This is a genomic window from Vibrio sp. KUL80 (genome assembly GCF_059725495.1).
Genome location: NZ_AP045841.1, coordinates 3,403,897 through 3,424,186, shown reverse-complemented (window position 1 = coordinate 3,424,186; position 20,290 = coordinate 3,403,897). Strand labels below are relative to the sequence as shown.

Annotated in this window: 21 protein-coding genes; 8 read left to right on the top strand and 13 right to left on the bottom strand. The window is 49.5% G+C overall.

All coding sequences use genetic code 11. From position 1 onward, the window contains the following. Position 1: 1 nt before the first annotated feature. From AC6I8U_RS15925 to AC6I8U_RS15865, 13 genes are all read right to left on the bottom strand, one after another. Positions 2-1,075, bottom strand: coding sequence for a flagellar hook-length control protein FliK (locus AC6I8U_RS15925; protein WP_498017345.1), 1,074 nt, complete (start codon positions 1,073-1,075; stop codon positions 2-4). Positions 1,076-1,079: 4 nt separating this feature from the next. Beyond that, complete coding sequence (locus AC6I8U_RS15920) at positions 1,080-1,391, bottom strand: LafD (protein WP_234494788.1); 312 nt, start codon at positions 1,389-1,391, stop codon at positions 1,080-1,082. Beyond that, positions 1,375-1,761 (bottom strand): flagellar export chaperone FliS, encoded by a 387-nt coding sequence (gene fliS / locus AC6I8U_RS15915; protein ID WP_234494787.1) that lies wholly within the window; start codon positions 1,759-1,761, stop codon positions 1,375-1,377. The genes AC6I8U_RS15920 and fliS overlap by 17 nt, the downstream gene beginning before the upstream one ends. 18 nt (positions 1,762-1,779) lie before the next feature. Beyond that, entirely contained in the window at positions 1,780-3,114 is a 1,335-nt protein-coding gene (fliD, locus tag AC6I8U_RS15910; protein ID WP_498017344.1) for a flagellar filament capping protein FliD, read from the bottom strand. Between the two features lie 418 nt (positions 3,115-3,532). After that, a complete protein-coding gene (lafA, locus tag AC6I8U_RS15905; protein ID WP_498017343.1) occupies positions 3,533-4,384 on the bottom strand; it encodes a lateral flagellin LafA in 852 nt (283 codons plus the stop codon). Between the two features lie 174 nt (positions 4,385-4,558). After that, positions 4,559-5,527 (bottom strand): diguanylate phosphodiesterase, encoded by a 969-nt coding sequence (locus tag AC6I8U_RS15900; RefSeq protein WP_498017342.1) that lies wholly within the window; start codon positions 5,525-5,527, stop codon positions 4,559-4,561. Between the two features lie 40 nt (positions 5,528-5,567). Further along, positions 5,568-7,661 carry a flagellar biosynthesis protein FlhA gene (gene flhA / locus AC6I8U_RS15895; protein WP_234494782.1) on the bottom strand — a complete coding sequence of 698 codons (2,094 nt, stop codon included), beginning with the start codon at positions 7,659-7,661 and terminating at the stop codon, positions 5,568-5,570. 36 nt (positions 7,662-7,697) lie between these two features. Continuing rightward, on the bottom strand, positions 7,698-8,825 hold the full coding sequence (gene flhB, locus AC6I8U_RS15890) for a flagellar biosynthesis protein FlhB (protein ID WP_446569928.1): 1,128 nt from the start codon (positions 8,823-8,825) through the stop codon (positions 7,698-7,700). After that, the gene (gene fliR, locus AC6I8U_RS15885; protein ID WP_498017341.1) at positions 8,822-9,598 is read right to left on the bottom strand and encodes a flagellar biosynthetic protein FliR; all 777 of its coding nucleotides are present in this window, start codon (positions 9,596-9,598) and stop codon (positions 8,822-8,824) included. The genes flhB and fliR overlap by 4 nt, the downstream gene beginning before the upstream one ends. Continuing rightward, the gene (fliQ, locus tag AC6I8U_RS15880) at positions 9,598-9,867 is read right to left on the bottom strand and encodes a flagellar biosynthesis protein FliQ (RefSeq protein ID WP_234494777.1); all 270 of its coding nucleotides are present in this window, start codon (positions 9,865-9,867) and stop codon (positions 9,598-9,600) included. The genes fliR and fliQ overlap by 1 nt, the downstream gene beginning before the upstream one ends. 9 nt (positions 9,868-9,876) lie before the next feature. Beyond that, on the bottom strand, positions 9,877-10,665 hold the full coding sequence (gene fliP, locus AC6I8U_RS15875; protein WP_498017340.1) for a flagellar type III secretion system pore protein FliP: 789 nt from the start codon (positions 10,663-10,665) through the stop codon (positions 9,877-9,879). A gap of 6 nt (positions 10,666-10,671) precedes the next feature. Beyond that, positions 10,672-11,043: a flagellar motor switch protein FliN gene (fliN, locus tag AC6I8U_RS15870; RefSeq protein ID WP_498017339.1), complete on the bottom strand. Its 372-nt coding sequence runs from the start codon at positions 11,041-11,043 to the stop codon at positions 10,672-10,674. After that, positions 11,040-11,858: a FliM/FliN family flagellar motor switch protein gene (locus tag AC6I8U_RS15865; protein WP_498017338.1), complete on the bottom strand. Its 819-nt coding sequence runs from the start codon at positions 11,856-11,858 to the stop codon at positions 11,040-11,042. The genes fliN and AC6I8U_RS15865 overlap by 4 nt, the downstream gene beginning before the upstream one ends. A 567-nt stretch (positions 11,859-12,425) precedes the next feature. Between AC6I8U_RS15865 and AC6I8U_RS15860 the strand changes: the two genes are divergently transcribed. Genes AC6I8U_RS15860 through fliJ form a run of 8 tightly spaced genes read left to right on the top strand, consistent with a single transcriptional unit; the run spans position 12,426 to position 20,268 of the window. Beyond that, positions 12,426-13,241 carry a MotY family protein gene (locus AC6I8U_RS15860; RefSeq protein ID WP_252013034.1) on the top strand — a complete coding sequence of 272 codons (816 nt, stop codon included), beginning with the start codon at positions 12,426-12,428 and terminating at the stop codon, positions 13,239-13,241. Next, a complete protein-coding gene (locus AC6I8U_RS15855; protein ID WP_498017337.1) occupies positions 13,242-14,585 on the top strand; it encodes a sigma-54-dependent transcriptional regulator in 1,344 nt (447 codons plus the stop codon). It abuts the gene before it with no gap. A 12-nt stretch (positions 14,586-14,597) separates the two neighbouring features. Further along, the gene (gene fliE, locus AC6I8U_RS15850; RefSeq protein ID WP_042477870.1) at positions 14,598-14,954 is read left to right on the top strand and encodes a flagellar hook-basal body complex protein FliE; all 357 of its coding nucleotides are present in this window, start codon (positions 14,598-14,600) and stop codon (positions 14,952-14,954) included. A 3-nt stretch (positions 14,955-14,957) separates the two neighbouring features. Then, on the top strand, positions 14,958-16,703 hold the full coding sequence (gene fliF / locus AC6I8U_RS15845) for a flagellar basal-body MS-ring/collar protein FliF (protein ID WP_498017336.1): 1,746 nt from the start codon (positions 14,958-14,960) through the stop codon (positions 16,701-16,703). After that, a complete protein-coding gene (locus tag AC6I8U_RS15840; RefSeq protein WP_394153835.1) occupies positions 16,669-17,685 on the top strand; it encodes a flagellar motor switch protein FliG in 1,017 nt (338 codons plus the stop codon). The genes fliF and AC6I8U_RS15840 overlap by 35 nt, the downstream gene beginning before the upstream one ends. Before the next feature lie 2 nt (positions 17,686-17,687). Beyond that, entirely contained in the window at positions 17,688-18,437 is a 750-nt protein-coding gene (gene fliH, locus AC6I8U_RS15835; protein ID WP_498017335.1) for a flagellar assembly protein FliH, read from the top strand. Further along, positions 18,430-19,779 carry a flagellar protein export ATPase FliI gene (gene fliI / locus AC6I8U_RS15830; RefSeq protein WP_498017334.1) on the top strand — a complete coding sequence of 450 codons (1,350 nt, stop codon included), beginning with the start codon at positions 18,430-18,432 and terminating at the stop codon, positions 19,777-19,779. The genes fliH and fliI overlap by 8 nt, the downstream gene beginning before the upstream one ends. A gap of 57 nt (positions 19,780-19,836) precedes the next feature. Beyond that, the gene (gene fliJ / locus AC6I8U_RS15825) at positions 19,837-20,268 is read left to right on the top strand and encodes a flagellar export protein FliJ (RefSeq protein WP_252013039.1); all 432 of its coding nucleotides are present in this window, start codon (positions 19,837-19,839) and stop codon (positions 20,266-20,268) included. Positions 20,269-20,290 lie beyond the last annotated feature (22 nt).

Genomic DNA, 20,290 nt, shown 5'->3' with positions numbered 1-20,290 from the left:
GTTACACCTGGGTGTTAAGCCAGTGTTCATCCGTTGAGAGGGTCATGGCTGCGTCGTGTTCGGCATCATGACGTTGATTGGCAAAAATAGTGGCGCTCTGGTCATGTGATGGGTGGGCGTCAGACTCTTGTTTATCGCCACTACCAATCTGCACATCCACATGCATCAAGCTCTGGTTTTGTAGCTCTGCACGCAGTCGTTCTGACACCTGGATTAGAGCCTCACGCGTTGCGGCCACATTGGCATTCAGTTGAACGCTGAGCTTGTCGCCTTCCACCCGCACCATCAGATCAAGCTTGCCAAGATCGGGTGGGTCTAAGCGAATACGCGCTTCTTGCAGGTTTTGCTGGGCTTGTAAGGTCACGCGGTCGTGCAGAACCTGAAGCATCTGCTCACCCCACTTGCCTGCTTGTGGGTCAATACGAACGGGTGCCCACTCAGTTGTCGTGACATTTGCCATGGTTGTTGAGGTCGCTTGCGTTTGAGGCGCAGCAGACTGTGCGCCTGCCAAAGCGCTATTGGCACTGCTTTGAGACTGACTCGCACTTAATAGACTGGCAATGTCGCTTGCTAAAGATTTGCTTGTTGTCTCTGAAGATAACGATGTTGTTGTTTGCAAAAGTGCGGAAGCAGCGCCTTCTCTCGTTGCGTTAGAAGTGGTCGAGTTCGCATTGAGCTGAGCAAGCTGATTAAACGACATGCGCTCACTGTCTATCGCTCTCGTTATCATAGGGTTCGTCGCGGCGCCCAATTGCTCGCCGTTAATGGCCGCATTTGTTGCACCAGCAGCACCGAACGCTTGATCGGGCGTTCTGACAAAGCCGACTAGCTCACCTGATAAGGGTTCCTGCTGGAGGGCGTCAGATAACATTTCAGCCAATGACTCGCCTTCTTGTTCATGTTGGCCTAATCTCTGCTCGCGCTCAGTCGACGGGATGAGTGAACCAAACCCACGTGTCGTTTGCAGCGCAGCGCCTCCCTCGTTAGGAACGTGAGAGGGATTAATACTGGCTGGTCCACTTCCTTCACCTTGCTTTGCGGCAGAGAGATTGCCTGTCTGGTTGGTCACTAACATTCCATTACTCCAAGGTCATCGCCAGTTGGTATGCCATCGCTCGCTCTTTCTCAGCGTCGTTGCTGTCTAGCTTCTTTTTCAGCTTGCTGGTGGCAACGGATAACGCCTCATAAGCGCTAAGATGCGCCTTGCGTGCACGTTCAATTTCGGGTGCCAGTCGCGGGTCTTTAAGGAAAGGCCTATGGGTGTCCAAAAGCTCACGAAGCTGCCCGTCGTATCGCTTAAGTGACTGCCAATCCTCAGTTTTTGCTGCCACCCTCATGCACTGGCTAAGGTGGCGAAACCGCTCTGGGGAAACCTTATGCGTGTTGGCCAAAGTTCTGCCATCCTTCTTTGATGTGAGCCATGACCTTTTCCACATTCTCTAGCTTCTCAACGTCGTTATTGACGCTTGCTTGATACAGCTCGGCTTGGCAAAAGTCGTAAAGTTGATGAAGGTTTGCGGCTATCTCGCCGCCATTTTCGTCATCGAGTGCGCTATCCAGACCGACAAGGATGTTCATGCATTTGCTGATACCTTGTCCTTTTTGCTCTAAGCGACCTTCTGTCATATGACCGCGAACGCGCTCGATTTCATTAAGAAGTCCATCGATAAGCATCACCACGAGTTGGTGTGGGTTGGCTGCCGCTGCTTGCGCGTCAAGGTCTACTTGTTGATATGAGTCGTAACCTGAATCCATTAGCATAAATTTGTACTCCTAGCCTTAACCAAACATGCTCATGGTTTGGTTCATTTGTGTCATTAAGGTATTCATTTGGGTGAACTGCGCGAGATAGCGGCTATACGCCATGTCGTATTTGCGATCTAAGGACGCTTGCTTATCGTCGATGCGAGAAATGTTTTGTTGAAGATTGTCTTTACGTGTCTTAAACAGGCCAGTGGTTGATTTCAAGAAGGGGTCAACCATAGTGTCAATGGAGTCCAAAAGATTTCCGTCGCCATTGAACATTGCTTCCAGTGCTGCACTATTATTCTTCTGTGCTTCTTCGAACTTTGTGGAATCCAGTGTCATTTTTCCATTACGATCGATGTCGATACCGATCTGGCTCAGACGCATACCGTTGTACTCACCGCGAACGATGTTGGTGAGTTGACTGTCAATCGAACGAAGGGTCGAATCACTAGCAAGTACACCTCGAGCGCTGTTTTCCCCGCCAATTGACGAATGCTCATCCATAAGGGTGACCAAGTTGTTGTAAGCGTCGATAAAGGTATTGATTTGCTCTTTTGTCGCTTCTTGGTCGGGACCAATATTCAGAGTTAGCGGCTGTTCCCCTGCTTTTTGTGCTTGGCTTACGGTAAGATCGACACCATCAATCACCCCTGTAAAGGTGTTACTACTGTTCTCGAGCTTCAAGCCACCCTGACCACCGAGCCAGATGACCGCATCTTGTGGTGAACTGATGTCGTTGCTATTGGTAAACGCGTCTTCAAACCAGGCAGCACCAGTCCCTGAAGCTGATACGTTAATAGTATTCGCCACACCTGTTTCGGTGCTTGATAACATAAAATGTGTCTGACCATTAGAGCGCACTAAGGTTGCGTTAACTCCAATGTTATCGGGATTATTGTTGATAGCAGATACGAGATCCGTCATCGTAGCTTTACCATCTCCATCGGTATCAAGGGTAGAGAGGTCAATTGTCATGGTTTCACCATTGACGGTGAAATCTAATGTGCCAGTAGTAGGGATCTCTGTCGTTGACTCTAGATCAGCCGGCATGTCAGTCATCATCTGGTGAGCGGTAGCAATTTGTTCAACAAAAACCTGATAGCTGCCTGATAGCGCATTAGCGTTAGCCGTTGCGGATAAGTAACCTTCTTGAGAAATAGTGGCTGAATTTTTAATTATGTTTGAGCTGCTGCTGTTCATATTGGTCACAGCGGTGCGGAACTCTCTTAATGCGGCTTCAACCTTTCCTAGCGCAGAGATCTGCGCCTGATATTTATCTGCTTGCATTTGATAACGCTGCTGAAATGGCTGGATATCATACGTGGCAAGCTGGGTGGCCATGGTAATTGGATCTAACGAACTCATTGGAGTGCTCCTTAATCTTGCTGCTCGCAGATTTGATGCGAGTGGCGAAATCATCTTGGTGGTTTAAATCAAGATGTATGCCATGATCTAAACTTATAAAAATCATTAGCTTATGATGCTATTGGTGTGGCGGCGGAAGGAGATGTTCCTTGGTTCTAGTTCCGCATTTCCACCCGAAAAATATCGATTACTCAGAGGGTTAAGGCGACAAAGAGAAGGGCAACGTTAATAATTGCTTTAAGTCGGTTAGCGAATTGAGATCTGCATTCCGAATTCGTTTGTTAGCTTAAAAAGAAAAACCTCCCGAAGGAGGTTCAAAGGACGGATGAATCGTTAACGAAGGATAATTCATCATATCTTCGATAGCTGGAGTAGGCTGGTAGAATCTCCTCCAACTATCGAAAATGCTTGCTATCAATTAGCGAAGTAGAGACATTGCCATGCCAGGTAGCTGGTTAGTTTGCGATAGTACAGTTGTACCCGCTTGCATCAGCATTTGGTTCTTAGTCATGTTAGACGACTCAACGGCAAAGTCCGCATCCATAATACGACCTTTCGCTGCAGAAGTGTTTTCAGAGATATTCTGTAGGTTGCTAATAGTGTGCTCTAGACGGTTGATGTTAGCACCCATAGTCGCACGTGCTGAGCCTACATCTTTAAGAACTTGATCGTTAGCTGAGATTGCTGTTTGAGCATTTGCTTGAGAAGTAAGGTCACCTGCCGCACCGAAGAAAGTGTTAAGAGCTGTCACTTCTGTACCGATAGACACTGTTAAGCGCTCGCCCGCTGAGTTGTTAGCACCAATTTGGAAGGTAACACCTGCAGCATCAGAGATAGAGCCAGCAGAGCCATCTAGCATTTTAACACCAGCACCATAAGAGGTTTCTGCAAGAATACGTGCCCCCTCAGTTGCTAGCTCTTGATATTCTGAATCTAGAGCAGCCAATTCGTCCGCCGTATTGATGCCGTTTGCAGCTTGAGTTGCTAAGTCTTTCATACGGTATGAGATGCTAGTCATCTCATCCAGCGCACCTTCAGCTGTTTGCATGTAAGAGATAGCATCTTGCGAGTTACGCATCGCAACACCCATACCACGAGTTTGAGCTTCTAGACGGTTGGCAATTTGAAGGCCTGCAGCGTCATCTGCAGCTGAATTGATACGGTAACCTGTACTTAGACGCTCCATTGCTGTGCTTAGAAGGTCGTTTGTTTTGTTTAGGTTTCCTTGAGTAACTAGCGAAGCGTAGTTAGTGTGCATTGATAGAGCCATTGTGAATTCTCCTAGATTTGTCTCAATGTGGGACTATCGCCCCGCTCACTAACTAGAGGCGGTAAGTTGATTTTGAAAATTAACTGGAAATGAAAAAAAACTGGAAATTATTGAAAATAGGAAGAAAACTGTGATGCCGCTTCAAAGAAAATGGGGCTAATGCCCCATTTCTGCTTACGGATTCTCATCGACCTGTTTGACGATGGCGGCGATCTCTTCGTCGACATATTCCGTTTTCGCCGACTGATACATGTTATCGATACTGGCATCGAGCAGCGCTTGTTGCTTGTCTCGCTCCGCTTGTTCTAAAGCGAGTTGTTGTTCCGCCAATGCTTGCTGCTCGGCGGCTTGCTCTTCTTTAGCGCGCTCGCGCTGCTTCTGACGCATTTCTGCCTTGGGATCTTCAAAGCCTTTAAAGTGCACTGGGATGGGCACATCGGTGACATAACCAAAGTAGTACTTAGCGCCGAGCATCTTATATTGCGATAAGGTGTTCTGACTGGTGACTCGACCGGCGATTAGCGTGGCTTTACATCGCTTAATGTAGCGGATCACCGGAAGTAGGGTGCGTTTTTCATCCTGACTATCCAGCGAGTTGGATATCTTGATGATTTGCGGTGCAAAGGGCGTGAGGTAATCGAGATTACTCACGGGAAGATGCACATCAAAACACACGCTGTGGAATCGGTCTTCTAAATGCTCAAGCAGCGCCTTACTTGCTGGGTTGGTCGCTTCGCCTTGGGTTAGGTGCAGGCTTGGGATCAACATCGACATCGGTCGCTTGTAGTGCTGAGCAAGCTGGTCGATGAAGTGTTTTCCCTCTGGACGCAATAAGGTGCAAGCGTTCATCGAGAACACCAGATTATTGAGTAAGTCAGGATGGAAGGTTTCCAGCTCAAATTGGGTCTGCCTGACTGCAAGGTAGAGCGCAAATAAGTCTAGAGCCGCGCGCACGGTATCAGAAATGTCCAGCGCGAACACGCTGTGGTCTTTTTTCTCACCATAGCGCAGCGTGATGTATTGGTACTGAATCTCATCGCTGTTGCAGTGTCGAATTGGTTGGCAGGCATGACACACTTCGTCTGCTGCCATCAATTGCGCGAGCTTTTCATCGTCTTCGGTGACCGCATTGTCCTCTATCATGCGCAGCACATAGAGAAACTGGGCCCTGTAGCTACTTAAATTATCCAAGGTTTCCTACCACGTTTATTTGTTTGCTTTCGGGGATTTCGTTGTATGACAGAACCGCCAACCCTTGCGAGAAGGTGCGAGCATAGCGCGCGATCAACGGTCTCAGCTGCGGCATCACCAAGAGAATCGGTGCAAGTCCTTGCTGCTTAAGCTGCTGTTGTATCAGCGGTAGGTTCTGTTGGAACTGGCTCAAAATGTTTGGCTCAATTGGGAAGCTATCGAGTATCACATTGCCATTCGCCTGAGCTTGGTGCAGCGATTGCATCAGCATCTGCTCTAGTTCGTCAGAGAGTGCGTACACATTCAGCTCTTTGCGCTGTCCTGCCACCAAATTCACCAGCGTTCGGCGCAGTGCACAGCGTACATCTGAGGCAAGCAGAATCGGCTCTTTGGTGTTTTCTGCCGATTCCAGCATAGTGTTGGCAATGGTGCGAATATCTTTCAGTGGTACCTGATCCAAAAGCAGTTGTCTGTACACCTTTAACTGCTGTGCAGGGTTTAAAGCTGCACCAAGTGCTTCTGCGAGTTTGGGCGCTTGTTGGGTCAAGCGCAGGTTCATGGCATCCACATCATCGTGTGTGAACAGCTCAGCAAGGTGGGTCTTCATCACTTTGCTGATGTGAGTCGCAATCACAGTGGCGTCATCGACCACTTGGTAGCCCATGTTCAGCGCTTTGGCCTTATCGTTGTGTTCAATCCATACCGCAGGAAGATGGTAGGCAGGATCGCTCCCTAGAATACCGTCGACTTCACCGTAGGTTTCACCTACCGCGATGGCCATCAAGCGATCGGGTTCAATAAAGCCCTCTTCAATCACTTCTCCATTGAGCGACACCGTGTATTGGTTTGGTTTCAGACTCAGGTTGTCACGAATGCGTACCTCGGGCAGAAGAAATCCGACTTGCTCCGAGAGGTTTTTGCGAACCCCACGAATACGCTGCAAAACCGGAGCGCCTTGCTCCTTGTTGACTAGGTGGACCAAGCGGTAACCCAAAGCCAATGATAGGCTTTGCACATGAGGAATATCATCCCATGACAGTGGCTGCTCATTGTCGTTTTGCATCGCGTTGGAGATGGCTTCAACTTCATCAAGCTGTGGGTCTTCGATGGGCTTTTTGGATTGTTTCCAACCCGCGAAGGCGAGCACCGCAGAGAAGGTAAAGAACGCCAAATGCGGCATGCCAGGTACAAGGCCAATGATCAACATGATGCCGGCAACGGTAAATAGGGTCGCTGGTGTCGCTAACAGCTGTTTCTGCATGGTGTCAGCCATGTCGCTATCGCTGTCGTTAATACGCGTCACGATGATCGCCGCGGCGGTCGCCAATAATAGCGATGGGATCTGAGCAACCAGACCGTCACCTATAGTAAGTAGGGCGTAGGTTTTAAAGGCTTCGGAAGCGGGCAAACCGTGCTCAAACACACCGATGCTGATACCACCAATGATGTTGATGAAGAGGATCATTAAGCCTGCAATGGCGTCGCCACGGACAAACTTGGAGGCACCATCCATCGAACCGTGGAAGTCTGCTTCGTTGGCAACCTCTTTACGTCGGGTTCGTGCCGCTTCTTGGTCGATAAGACCGGCGTTGAGATCCGCATCGATAGCCATTTGCTTGCCGGGTAGGGCATCGAGGGTAAAGCGGGCTGAAACCTCGGAAATACGCTCGCCACCTTTGGTGATCACCACGAAGTTAATGATCATCAAGATGACGAAAATCACCATACCTACGACATAGTTGCCGCCTATCACAACCTCACCGAAGGCTTGAATGACCTTACCGGCGGCATCTCCGCCATTGTGACCCTCTAGCAGTACGATACGCGTCGAGGCAACGTTGAGCGTCAGGCGCATTAGGGTAGCGATGAGCAAGATGGTTGGGAACACCGAGAAATCGAGTGGACGCTTTGCCGTGGTACTGACCAATAACACCAATATTGCCAGCACGATGTTAAAGGTAAACAAGGCATCAAGCAGTAAAGGCGGCAGTGGCAAAATCACCATCGCCAAAATCATCAGCAGCACGATTGGTATGCCAATGTATCCTTTTCCTGAGCGTCTAAGTTGAGTAAGACGATTCAACATATGTGTTCCTTCGTTGTTGCAAGTGTCCTAAGCCAATCAATGCTGCAAATGCTTAGGGATGGTAAATGTTGGCAGCGGCATGGGTTTATCCCCACTGCCACGTCGAAACGCTTTGAGCTGCATGACGTAAGTTAAAATGTGCGCGACCGCGATATAGAGCTGGCTCGGTACGGCCTGCTCGATGGCGGTGGTGTGGTAAATGGCACGAGTCAGCGGTGGTGAGTTGAGGACTTCCACATTGTTTTCTCGTGCAATGCGCTGAATGTGCATTGCGGTCTCATCGATGCCTTTGGCAACCACAAAGGGGGCCTCCGACAAACTGGTGTCGTACTTGAGCGCCACCGCATAATGGGTTGGGTTGGTGATGACCACGTCAGCTTTGGGAACGGCTTGGTCAATCTTGCGACGAGCAAACTGCTGCTGAATTTGGCGAATGCGCTGTTTGACCTCAGGTCGACCTTCGTTGTTTTTGTACTCTTCTTTAAGCTCTTGCTTGGTCATCTTGAGCTGTTTTAGGTGCTCCCAACGCTGGTAAGGGATATCAATCACACCAAAGATAAGCAGCGCCACTCCCATTAGAAGCAGGCCTTCGAACAGTATGGTCATGACCAGTGTAATACCCTGATTCAAGGTCAACTGCTGCATGCCTAACAGCTGTGAGAAGTTGCTGTCGAGATAGGTATAAAGCAGCGCAAAGATGACGGCGACCTTGAGTGACGACTTGATCAGCTCAACCAAGGAGCGTGTCGAGAACATGCGCTTGATGCCTGACAAGGGGTTAAGCTTGCTGAGCTTAGGTTGTATGTTGGCAGGGCGAAACATCCAGCCCCCTAAGATCAGACTGCTGCCAACCGACGCTATGATGATGACCGCAAACATTGGCAGTAAGAGCTCGATGATGATCGCGAGGCTTTGACCGAGTTGCTCCAGCATTTGTTGTGGATTTTCTAAGTCTTGGCGAGTGAGTGACATATTGAAGTGGAACACCCCAGAGATGTGCTGCCAAATCCAGTGAAGTTGGCTATAGAAAAACATCGCCACGATCAGAAATAGCACCGCTGTCGTGAACTCTTTTGCTCGCGGGATCTGACCTTCTTGTCTGGCCTTTTTAATTTTTTGGGGTGAGGCTTTCTCGGTTTTGTCCTGACTCGACTGTTCACTCATGCGCCGCCCACCATAAACTGGTTGAGGTGCGAGAGTGTCTCGTGCACCAATGCGGTGTAGCGACTAGGTATGCCGCTAACCGTAATCAAGATACTGAACAGACCGAGTAGCATGGTCATAGGAAAACCCAGTGCGTAAACGTTCAAGCTGGGTGCGGCGCGATTCATCACACCAAAGCTAATATTGGCCAGCAGCATAGAGACGATGGCTGGCAGTGCTAATGCAAGCGCTGAGGCAAACATCCAACCAAACAGCGAGATGATGTTGTCGAGCGAGAGTACCAAAAGCCCAGAGCCCACCGGCCACACCACAAAGCTTTGCACCAGGATATCGATAACCAGAAGGTGCCCCTCGAGTGCTAAGAACAGTAGGGTACACAACAGCAAGAAAATACGACCGAGTATGGCAACCGACAGTCCATTCACTGGGTCATTCATGATGGCCATACCAAGACCCATTTGCAGCGAAACAATCTGCCCCAGCATGGTAAAGATATTAAAGAAAAAGTGCAGGATAAGGCCGAAGAAAAGCCCCCACATTGCTTGCTCGAAAGCCAGAAACAGAGAGGTCATGGAAAACAGGTCAACGGCAGGCATAGCGGGCATTAATGGCGCGGTAATGACCACGATAGATAGAGCGAGCAGTGCACGAACCCACACGGGAATCAAAGCGTCACCGAAAAATGGCATGGCCAAAAAGGCGGCCCCAATCCTGAAAAAGGGCCACCATAATTGGCCTAACCATTGTGAAATCTCGGCGAACGTTATCTGCATCAACCAATCATCCCTGGAATGTTGTGGAACAAGTAGTCGAATAACTCCATGATTTTTCTAAGCATCCAGTGACCCGCAAAGATCACCATCAGCAGGGTCGCCAAAAGTTTGGGTAAGAAACTCAGTGTTTGCTCTTGGATTTGAGTCGCGGCTTGAAATACGGCAATGACCAAGCCCACTAGAAGGCCCGGGACCACGAGTACCATAACGATATTGATGATCAGCCAGACGGCATTGGAGAACAGCGCCACTGTCATTTCAGGGGTCATCGCGTGTCCTTATCCAGTACTAAAACTGGCTGAAAGCGTGCCAACGGTCATCGCCCAACCATCGACCAACACAAAGACGACCAACTTAAACGGTAGCGAGACGATCAATGGCGATAGCATCATCATACCCATAGCCATCAACACGCTTGCTACTACCAGGTCGATGATCAGAAACGGGATAAACAGCATAAAGCCGATCTGAAACGCGGTCTTAAGTTCACTGATGACAAACGCTGGAAGCACGATGGCAAATGAGATGTCGTCGACGTTGGAGTCAACCGGCTCATTGGCGATCCTCAGCATCTGCTCTAGGGAGTTTTGCTGCGTTTGTGCCAACATAAAGTTTCTCACCGGCTTTTCTGCGGTTGAGAAGGCTTGCATTAAGGTGATCTCACCTTGGTCGTAAGGCAGGAATGCATTCTCATAGACGTCGCTCCAGACTGGGCGCATGATAAGAATGCTCAAACACAAGGCGATACCAATCAGCACTCGGTTCGGTGGGCTCTGCTGCAGACCCAGTGCCTGACGCAGAATCGCCAGCACAACGATAATGCGCGTAAAACTGGTGGCCATCAGCAAGAAGGCGGGTAAAAAGCTTAACGCTGTCATCAGTAGCAAGATTTGCAGCTTGACGCTGTACTCCTGCTCTGACTGCCCATCATTGACGGTAAGAAACGTTAATCCGTTGTCTGCCCACGCCATTTGACTGCCAAGCAAAAGCACCAGACCAATGATGACTATGGTGCTACGACTCAGTGTTTTGGGGAGCCATCTTTCCAGCGTGCTTGAAGCCAACATAACTGACTACTGCCCCATAGACGTGAGAGCGGATTCCACGACGTCGATTAAGCGGAGTCCGTACTTGTCGTTGACGACAACAACTTCAGCGTGCCCCATGAGAGAGCCGTTCACTTTGACATCTAATGGCTCACCGTTGAGCTTATCTAACTCAATGATGCTGCCTTCACCTGCGGTCATTAAGTCACCCAGGGCAATTTCTTTGCTGGCGACTTCCAGTGTCACGGTAACCGGTATGTTCTTGAAAAAATCCAAATTGCGTGTTGCTGCCGCTGTTGTGGCAGCCGCAGGTACGTCCGCATCGAAGTCCTCTAGCTCAAAATCATCGAACTGTAAGTCGTTGCTGTGAAAAGCCGTCTGATCTTGCGAGTCGCTCATCGGTGGTTTTCCTTATCTTCGTTTAAAATCAATACCAACTGGCCGTCTTGCTCGGCCACACGACCCGTAAACAGCGTTTGCTTGCCGATTTTTACTGGGGCATGGTTTAGTAATTCGATAGGTAGGATGTCGTCTGGCTTGAGCGTTAACACCTGAGTGAGTGGCATAACATTCTTGCTGAGCTGAACATCGAGTTTGACGGGTGTAGTGTGCAGAGCCTGGCAAAACTCGCCAGCAAGCTCTGGGTTTGCGGTCAGCTCTAGTTCGCTAACTAAGGTTTGAATCAGTTCACTGTCGAGGACAATAGAAAGTGGTGCCACTTTGTCGTGCATTTGAACGGTAAGGGTTGCGATGATCCCTATGCCTGACAATGCATCCATCTCTTGGGGTTGCCATGCATCCTCGGGTGCTATCCAGCCTGCGATGTGTTTGGTGATTCGCTGCAGTAAGCGGATATCACTATTGGTTAATTCAGTTTGACTGCGCTCAACCCCTGCGCCGTAAAATTCGTCAGACAGTCGCATCAACATGACGGGTTCGATGCTTACGTAAAGAGCCCCCTTGTCACTGTGCTTTTGCGCTGCGCTATTGCGGCTATCCAGCACGTTGCTTCCCAGAGTTTCCAGTTGGATATCGGTCAGTTCGACCTGAACGGAGGGGGTTTTGAGCCACGCCTGTAATTCCGTTGATAAATATTGCTGGGAGCTATTAATAATCGACTCAAGCTTATTTTTGATGATATGAATCGGCTTGCCTAATAATTCAACATTTAGCGCTTGAACAGATTCTCGTTTACTCAAAGTTTGTTCACTCATACCTATCTCATAGCCTGCGACTGTTCTGCTGGATGTTAAGCAGAATTAATTGGTTAACATTGTTATTTTTCGTCAGTCTACTCTGGTTTTTTTAGTTGTTTTTAGCTCTTGAACGTAAATTTGTGAACTTGGTTCATATGTTTGTTTTCACTTAATAAACCATCTTTAAATATAAAATAAATGCAGGTAGCTTAATTCAATAATTATTATATCCGGGCGAATATATCGTCTGGTAAATAGCCGATATATCTAGTTGGCTAGCAACATCAGAATGAGTGATTTACCTAAATTTATGTTTTATAAGCACTATGTTTAGCGGTTTTTTGACTGGTGTTCATGTGAAACTAGGTTTACATATGTCAGTAACAAGAGCTTTCATTGGATGGCAATATGAATTCTGCGTCAGTTAAAAATCGAACTTACTTATTATTGGCTAGTTTAAGTAGGTCAGAAGAATGTAAAATACAGTCCGCGATTACGTTTGTTAATAAACTGTTTCCAATATTGGTTTTTATTGCCTTTATTTTTGGGACTAAAGTCTCATTTGGTAATGAAGTTAATATTCCTATGGATTTAGTTAATTGGCAGGCAAAGCAAGATGAATTTGAGTGTCGTCTTGAACATAATTTGCCAAATAACATGGGGAAGTTTTACTTCCATGCGGAACCAAATAATCCGCTTTCCGCCGTTCTATATTTACCCAACCAGCCTATTCAACATGCGCAGCTGTTTCAATTAACGGCACCATGGCATTCTCCTGCGCAACACAGCGTGGTTGATGAAGCGGCTAAAACCACCAAAGGCTACGCCATTTTTGATGTCGGCATTGAATCATTGCTTGCAGCCGTGACCAAAGGTGCCTGGGTAAGAGTCAGTGCCATGTCTGATGAGCACACGCACAGTGACGCCTATGTTTTGCCTTCTACACGAATTGAATCGGCTTTTGTCTCGTTTAATGCCTGCCGTGTTGCCTTACCTGAAATGAACTACCAACAAGCACGCGATGTGGTACTGAACTTTGAGTTTGGTCAGCGCGTGGTCTCCGGCGATCAGAGGCGCACCTTGGCTTCCTTGGTGAGCTATATCAACGCAGATCAAGCGGTATCTCGAGTGTTAATTGATGGCCATACCGACAACGTAGGCTCAACCACAAGCAACCTGCAGATGTCGCGCGTTCGAGCAGATGATGTTGCTAGTACTTTGATTGAGTTAGGCGCACCAAAATCTTTGGTTGAGGTGCGTGCCCATGGCGCTCGTTACCCAGTGAGCAGCAATGAAACCGAATTTGGTCAAGCGAAAAACCGTCGTGTCACCGTGAGAGTGGTGAGACACACATCTTCAAATTCAGCGTCTTCAACGGATACGAAGACAGAGGTGCAATAAATGCCAACTCAGCTTAAGCATAAGGACATTCTCTTCGTCGAACCGTGTGAGAATAATGCGAACCCCATCATCGACCTGCTCACAGAGCAAGGTTTCCAGGTCACCCACGTAAAAACAGGACGAGCTGCGTTACTGTATGACAAAGCGGCAATCAGCTTAATTAGCTCGGCACTCCCTGACATGAGCGTGCGTGAATGGATTGCTTGTCACCAACGCAAATCGAATCCGGGCGTGGCTATCGCGATTGTCGAGCAAGACCAAAGTGTGCTTGCTGCCGAAGCCATGAAGGCGGGTGCGACCGATTACCTATTGCGTCCCTTTGAAGCGACGCAGCTTATCAATCTTATTCAACGTGTCGAGGCGCTTGAGAAGCCAATGGCGAACATCGTGGCAGAGTCTTGGCGCAGCAAACAGGTTCTACAATTGGCGCATCGAGCCGCATGTACTAGTGCAAGCGTATTGATCACTGGGGAGTCGGGTACGGGTAAAGAAGTGTTGGCGCGCTATGTACACGACCAATCCCCACGTGGCTCACAGCCTTTTGTTGCCGTGAACTGTGCAGCGATTCCAGAATCCATGCTTGAAGCTGTGCTGTTTGGTCATGTGAAAGGCGCGTTCACGGGCGCGACGGGCTCTCAGTCGGGTAAGTTTGAAGAGGCGAATGGCGGCACGATTTTACTTGATGAGATTGGTGAGATGTCGCCAGCGGTCCAAGCTAAGCTATTGCGAGTACTGCAAGAGCGTGAAGTTGAGCGAGTAGGAAGTCACAAGGCGATCGCCCTAGATATTCGTGTGATCGCTGCGACCAACAAAGATCTGCGCGAAGAAGTTCGCAAAGGCACATTCCGTGAAGATCTCTACTACCGCCTCGATGTGTTGCCGCTGCACTGGCCGCCACTGCGTGATCGTAAAGATGACATCCTGCCAATCAGCCAATTCTTTATCAACAAATACAAAGAGCACAGCAACTGTCATCTTTCTGCCGATGCAGAGCAGGCGCTGTGTCATTACCACTGGCCCGGCAATATTCGTGAACTTGAGAACGTTATTCAGCGCGCGCTTGTAATGCGCCATGGCGACTACATTACCGCTCAAGACCTGATGCTTCCTGTTGAGCTTCCTACCGCTAACGTTGTGACACACAAAGCGCAAGGAATGGGACATGTTGAGGTGAAAAAGCAGGCGGAGTTCCAATTTATTCTCGAGAAACTGCGCCAATTTGGCGGTAACCGAACAAAAACGGCGGATGCCCTAGGGGTAACCACACGCGCACTACGCTACAAGTTGGCCGCAATGCGTGAGCAAGGAATTGATCTACAGTCAGCCATCGGCTCGGCTGCATAAAGGAGAATTTAGATGGCGATGCAACCAATCAATAATGCGGTATCAGCAGAGCAATTGATGCTCACCAAAATGCAAAACATGCAGCAGCAGGTACAACCTGACTTCTTAGTGGCGAACAACCCGATGGATGTGAATCAGGTGAACCCTCCAATGGCGTTTTCTGGGGCGATGAAAAACGTGCTCGATATGGTTAACCAGCATCAATCTACAGCATCACAAAAAATGACTGCGGTAGAAACGGGTCAAAGTGATGACCTGGTCGGTGCCATGATTGCCAGTCAGAAAGCCAGCTTGTCGTTCTCGGCGCTGATGCAGGTGCGTAACAAGGTTGTTGCGTCGTTTGAAGATGTAATGAAGATGCCGGTGTAGAACATGTCAGAATTAGCACCTCAAACAGCGGCGACCCCAGGTCCCATTGATGTCGCACCCAAGTCGACACCTAATAACATGAACGATGTTCAGGCGAAGCTTAAACAGCTTTGGTCTAGCTCACAGCGCAACTTAGTCTTGTCTGCGGTTCTTGCGGCGATTGTGGCGGCCATCATAGTGGTTGCGCTGTGGAGTTCTTCGCAAAGCTATCGCCCTCTTTACAGTCAGCAAGAGCGCTTTGATATCGGTGAAATTGTGTCTGTGTTGGAGTCAGAAGGCATTGCCTACCGACTGCAAGAGCAGAACGGTCAAGTACTGGTGGCAGAGGGTCAAGTTGCCAAAATTCGTATGCTTCTGGCGGCAAAAGGCGTTAAAGCACAATTGCCAACGGGTCTGGACTCATTAAAAGAAGACAGCTCACTCGGCACCAGCCAATTTATGGAAAATGCGCGCTATCGACACGGTCTAGAGGGTGAGTTGGTTCGCACCATCATCTCTTTGAATGCGATTTCAAATGCTCGTGTCCACCTTGCGATTCCAAGACAAACCTTGTTTGTGCGCCAGCAGGGAGAAGACCCTTCTGCTTCAGTAATGATTGAGCTGAAACCTGGCGAAGACCTTAAGCCAGATCAGGTCGAAGCGATCATCAATTTGGTTGTCGGCAGTGTCACTGGCATGAAGTCAGAGTTCGTTTCTGTGATAGACCAATATGGGCGTCTACTAAGTGCCGATGTGGCTTCTGCAGCAACAGGTAAAGTGAATGCCAAATATCTGGAATATCAAAAGAATGTAGAGAAGCAGATCATTCAGCGTGCAGCCGACATGCTGACGCCGATTGTGGGTCCAAGTAACTTCCGAGTGCAAGTTGCCGCCGACATGGACTTTAGTCAGGTGGAAGAGACTAAAGAGATCCTCGACTCCAATCCTGTGGTTCGTAATGAGCACAGCATCCAAAACAACACCGTCGATAAGATTGCGCTTGGTATCCCAGGTTCATTAAGCAACCAGCCACCGGTTACCGGTGAAGTGCCAACTAACGACAGCCAAAACACCAATGCACGCAGTGAGCTTAATCGTCAGTATGCTGTTGGCAGCAGTATTCGCCGTACTCAGTACCAGCAGGGACAAATCGATAAGCTAAGTGTCTCGGTGCTACTTAATGAGACTGCAGCACCTAATGGCACTGCGTGGACACCAGAAGAGCGCGCGCAGATCTCAACGATGATCACCGATGCTGTGGGTATCTCAGCGGCGCGCGGCGATAGCCTCAGTCTAATGAGCTTTAACTTCACGCCAATCGAGATTGAAGCGCCACCGGCGATGCCTTGGTGGCAAGACCCGACGGTTCAGCAGCCGCTACGCTACATCATAGGTGGCATGCTAGGTATGGCGATGATCTTCTTCGTACTACGTCCACTTATCATGCACTTAACTGGCGCTGACCAGCGTGGTCAAGAGCTAGAGTTTGCAGACCCTCAGGAAGAAGAGTACCAAGAAAACATTCAAACCCGTGAAGAGCGTGAGCGCGAAGAGCGCCTGAACCGCAAACTGACTGAGCGTGGTATCGAGTCGACATCGTCGGGTCTGGATGCGAGCAGCGACATGTTGCCACCACCAGGTTCGCCGCTAGAACTGCAATTGAAACATCTACAGCTTATTGCGACCGAAGAGCCAGAGCGCGTCGCGGAAGTCCTTAAACAATGGGTAAACGTCAATGAAAACAGCACAGTCAACGCCAGCAACGCTTAGTCACGTCGAACGCACGGCATTGGTGTTACTCGGAATGGGTGAGGACGCCGCTGCGCAAGTATTACGCCACTTCTCTCGTGATGAGACTCAACGCGTCACTAAAGCAATGGCCAAGCTTAGCGGCATTAAAAGTGATAGCGCGAAGAATGTTATTCAACACTTCTTTGAGGATTTTAGACAGCACAGTGGCATCCGCGGAGCCTCGAAAGAGTACTTGTCGAATACACTTCGCAAAGCCTTGGGCAACGACCTTGCGAAAGGGCTGTTGAACAACCTGTATGGTGATGAGATTCGCAACAACATGCAGAGGCTGCAATGGGTAGAAGCTGAAGTGCTAGCCCGATTTGTTGCCAGTGAACATCCTCAGATGCAGGCAATTTTCTTGGCCTATTTGCCACCAGAAACCTCGTCAGAAGTACTCAATCATCTGCCGTCGGATTATCACGATGAGCTTTTATATCGAATCGCAACGCTGCAAGACATCGACCATCAAGTCGTCGGTGATCTGAACGAGTTGATCGAGCGCTGCATTGAGCAAGTCTCGGTGAGTCAAAGTGCACCTATGTCAGGGGTGAAGCAGGTTGCCGATATCATCAACCGCTTCTCTGGCGACCGAGCTATGTTGATGGAAATGCTGAAGTTGCACGATGAAAACGTGGTCAGCGAGATTGAAGAGAATATGTTTGACTTTATGGTGCTTGGTAGACAGCGCGAAGACACCATGGACGCCTTGGTACAACAGGTACCTGTCGAGCTTTGGTCTGTGGCTCTTAAAGGCGCAGAGATCACCTTGCAGCAAGCTATTAAGGCGTCGATGCCGCAGCGTATGGTGAAAGCGCTAGAAGATGATATGCAGCTTCGCGGCGCGGTGCCATTGAGTACGGTCGAGCGTGCACGTAATGAAATCATGCAGATTATCAAAGAGATGTCGGAAGCGGGTGAGATTGAGCTCACGCTATACCAAGAGCAAACGGTGGAGTAATCATGACGCGGACTAAGATATTTTCCTTACCTGCAACTGGCTATCGCCAGCACCGTTTTCCTCCGGTAGCACAGCCTTCTGCGAGTGATGAACTGGCCGCGGACCTCAATTGGGATGATGCGCCAACACAAATGGATATCCAAGAGCGCTTAGAAGAAGGGTTTCAACAAGGATTGGAGCGTGGTCACCGCGAAGGCTTTAATCAAGGGATTGAACAAGGCAAACAGCAAGGCATTGCTGAGGGCCAAAAAGAGGGCTTTCAACAAGGTTTCGTTTCTGGTGAGCAAACGGGTAAGCAGACGTTTGTCGATGCGGTCAAACCCGTCAACGATATCTATGTGGCATTGTCGCGGTGGCAAGAGGAAAAAGAGCAGCAACAGCGTCATGTGATCTGTGAGTTAGTGCAGAAAGTGGCGCAACAAGTGATTCGAGCTGAACTGACTCTGATGCCGCAACAAATTCTCGCGCTGGTGGATGAAACGTTAGAAGCCATGCCGGGTAAGACGGAAAAGGTCACCGTGTTCTTAAACCCTCAAGACCTAGAGCGCATCACGCATATTAATCCGGAACTTGTCGCGGGCTGGAAGCTGGTTGCGAAAGCCGATTTGCCTGTGGGTGGCTGTCAGCTTGTGACCGAGGAAGCCGAAGCAGACGCAAGCTGCGACTCTCGATTGGAGTCGTGCATGGACGCCGTTAAAGAGCACTTGCTTGATGAAGTGATTGCTAACGACTCCGAGGATCGCAATGTCTAATGTGTCGCCGCTGCTCAAAGATAGATTGTTTGATGCGATAGCATCACTTGATACCGTGCCCGTGGCTCGAGTGACGGGACGCTTGGTCAAGGTGAATGGCTTAATGCTACAAGCGGTCGGTTGCCGATTTAAGCTTGAGCAGCGTTGCTTAGTAGAGACCGACGAAGGCGACATGATTGAGGCTCAAGTAGTTGGTTTCGACCATAACATTGCCTACCTAATGCCCGTGCGACGTCTTGGTGGCTTGTTTGCAGGTGCCAAGGTAGTGCCGCTGGATGGCGACAGCTCAGTGAACCTTGGTAATCACTGGCTTGGTCGTGTGGTTAACGGGCTAGGTGAGGCTCTGGATGATGGACCTAGGTTAAAAGGCGGCGAGCGTGTCTCGCTAGAGCCTAAATCGATTAACCCTTTAAAAAGACGCCCAGTGGACACACCGCTTGATGTGGGGGTGCGCGCAATCAACGGTTTACTAACCGTGGGCAAAGGGCAGCGCATCGGTTTAATGGCAGGCAGTGGTGTTGGTAAAAGTGTGCTGATGGGCATGATTACACAAAACACCGAAGCCGATGTCATCGTGGTCGGTTTGATTGGCGAACGCGGTCGAGAAGTTCGAGAGTTTATCGAGCGCAATCTGACCGAAGAGATGCGCCGCAAGGCAATCATTATCGCGGCGCCTGCCGATGAGTCACCACTGATGAGACTGCGTGCCACACTGCTGTGTCATCGCGTCGCTGAGTATTTTCGCGACAAGGGTAACGATGTGCTGCTGCTGATGGATTCACTCACTCGCTATGCGATGGCGCAGCGTGAGATTGCCTTGGCTTTAGGTGAGCCACCTGCCTCAAGGGGTTATCCGCCTTCCGTGTTTAGTGTGTTGCCGCAGCTTTTGGAACGCGCGGGTAACAGTGAACATCCAGATGGCAGTCTTACCGCTATCTACACCGTGTTAGCAGAAGGGGATGACCAACAAGACCCTGTGGTGGATTCGGCGCGGGCGATCTTGGATGGGCATGTGGTGCTGTCTCGTCAATTGGCAGAGCAAGGGCACTATCCTGCCATTGATATCAGTGCTTCTATCAGTCGCTGTATGTCTGGCTGCACGCCAGAGGCGCACTCCACGATCGCAAATCAGTTTAGACAGCTTTATTCGAGCTACCTTCAGGTTAAAGAACTTCTACCGCTAGGTGGCTACCAGCCGGGACAAGACCCTGAGTTAGACCGAGCGGTTGCCATGCATCCGCAGCTTAAAGGGTATTTGTTGCAAGGCGCGAATGAGGCGGTGAACTTAACCAGCAGTTTAACCGAGCTTGCTCAGCTGTTTCAGGCTCAGCAAGCGCAATAAACAATGGCGCGATATGTGAGTCGTTAGTACGTATGTCGCGAATAAGGAAGCAGTGCAATGGAAAGCAAGATCCGCGCAGTCGGTAAGATGACCCAAGTCGAGGAGCTAAGGCGCGATCAGATCGGCGCTCAGCTCGAATCCATGCGCCATCAGAGTGAGCATCTCTGTGCACAGCTAGAAGCGCTTTCAGAGCTGAAATCTCGCAACTATCAAGGGGCAACGAAAACCTGCAGTGTGGGGCTGATGAACCTTAACTTGGCGGATCAGATGCTACAAAAGATGTTGGTGCACCATCAGCAAGAGCAAGCCGTGATGGAGGCTCAGTGTCAGTCGGTACAAAAGCAGCTACAGCAAAAAGCGGCTCGCGTTCAAGGGCTTGAGCAGGTATTAGAGCGCTGGAACAAAAAGCAGAGCTATGAAAAAGCAAAGCGCGAACAAAAGCTAATAGAGGACATCATCAACGCCCGCTTCAAGCGCCGCTCCCTGTAAATATCTGGACATTTATCCAGTA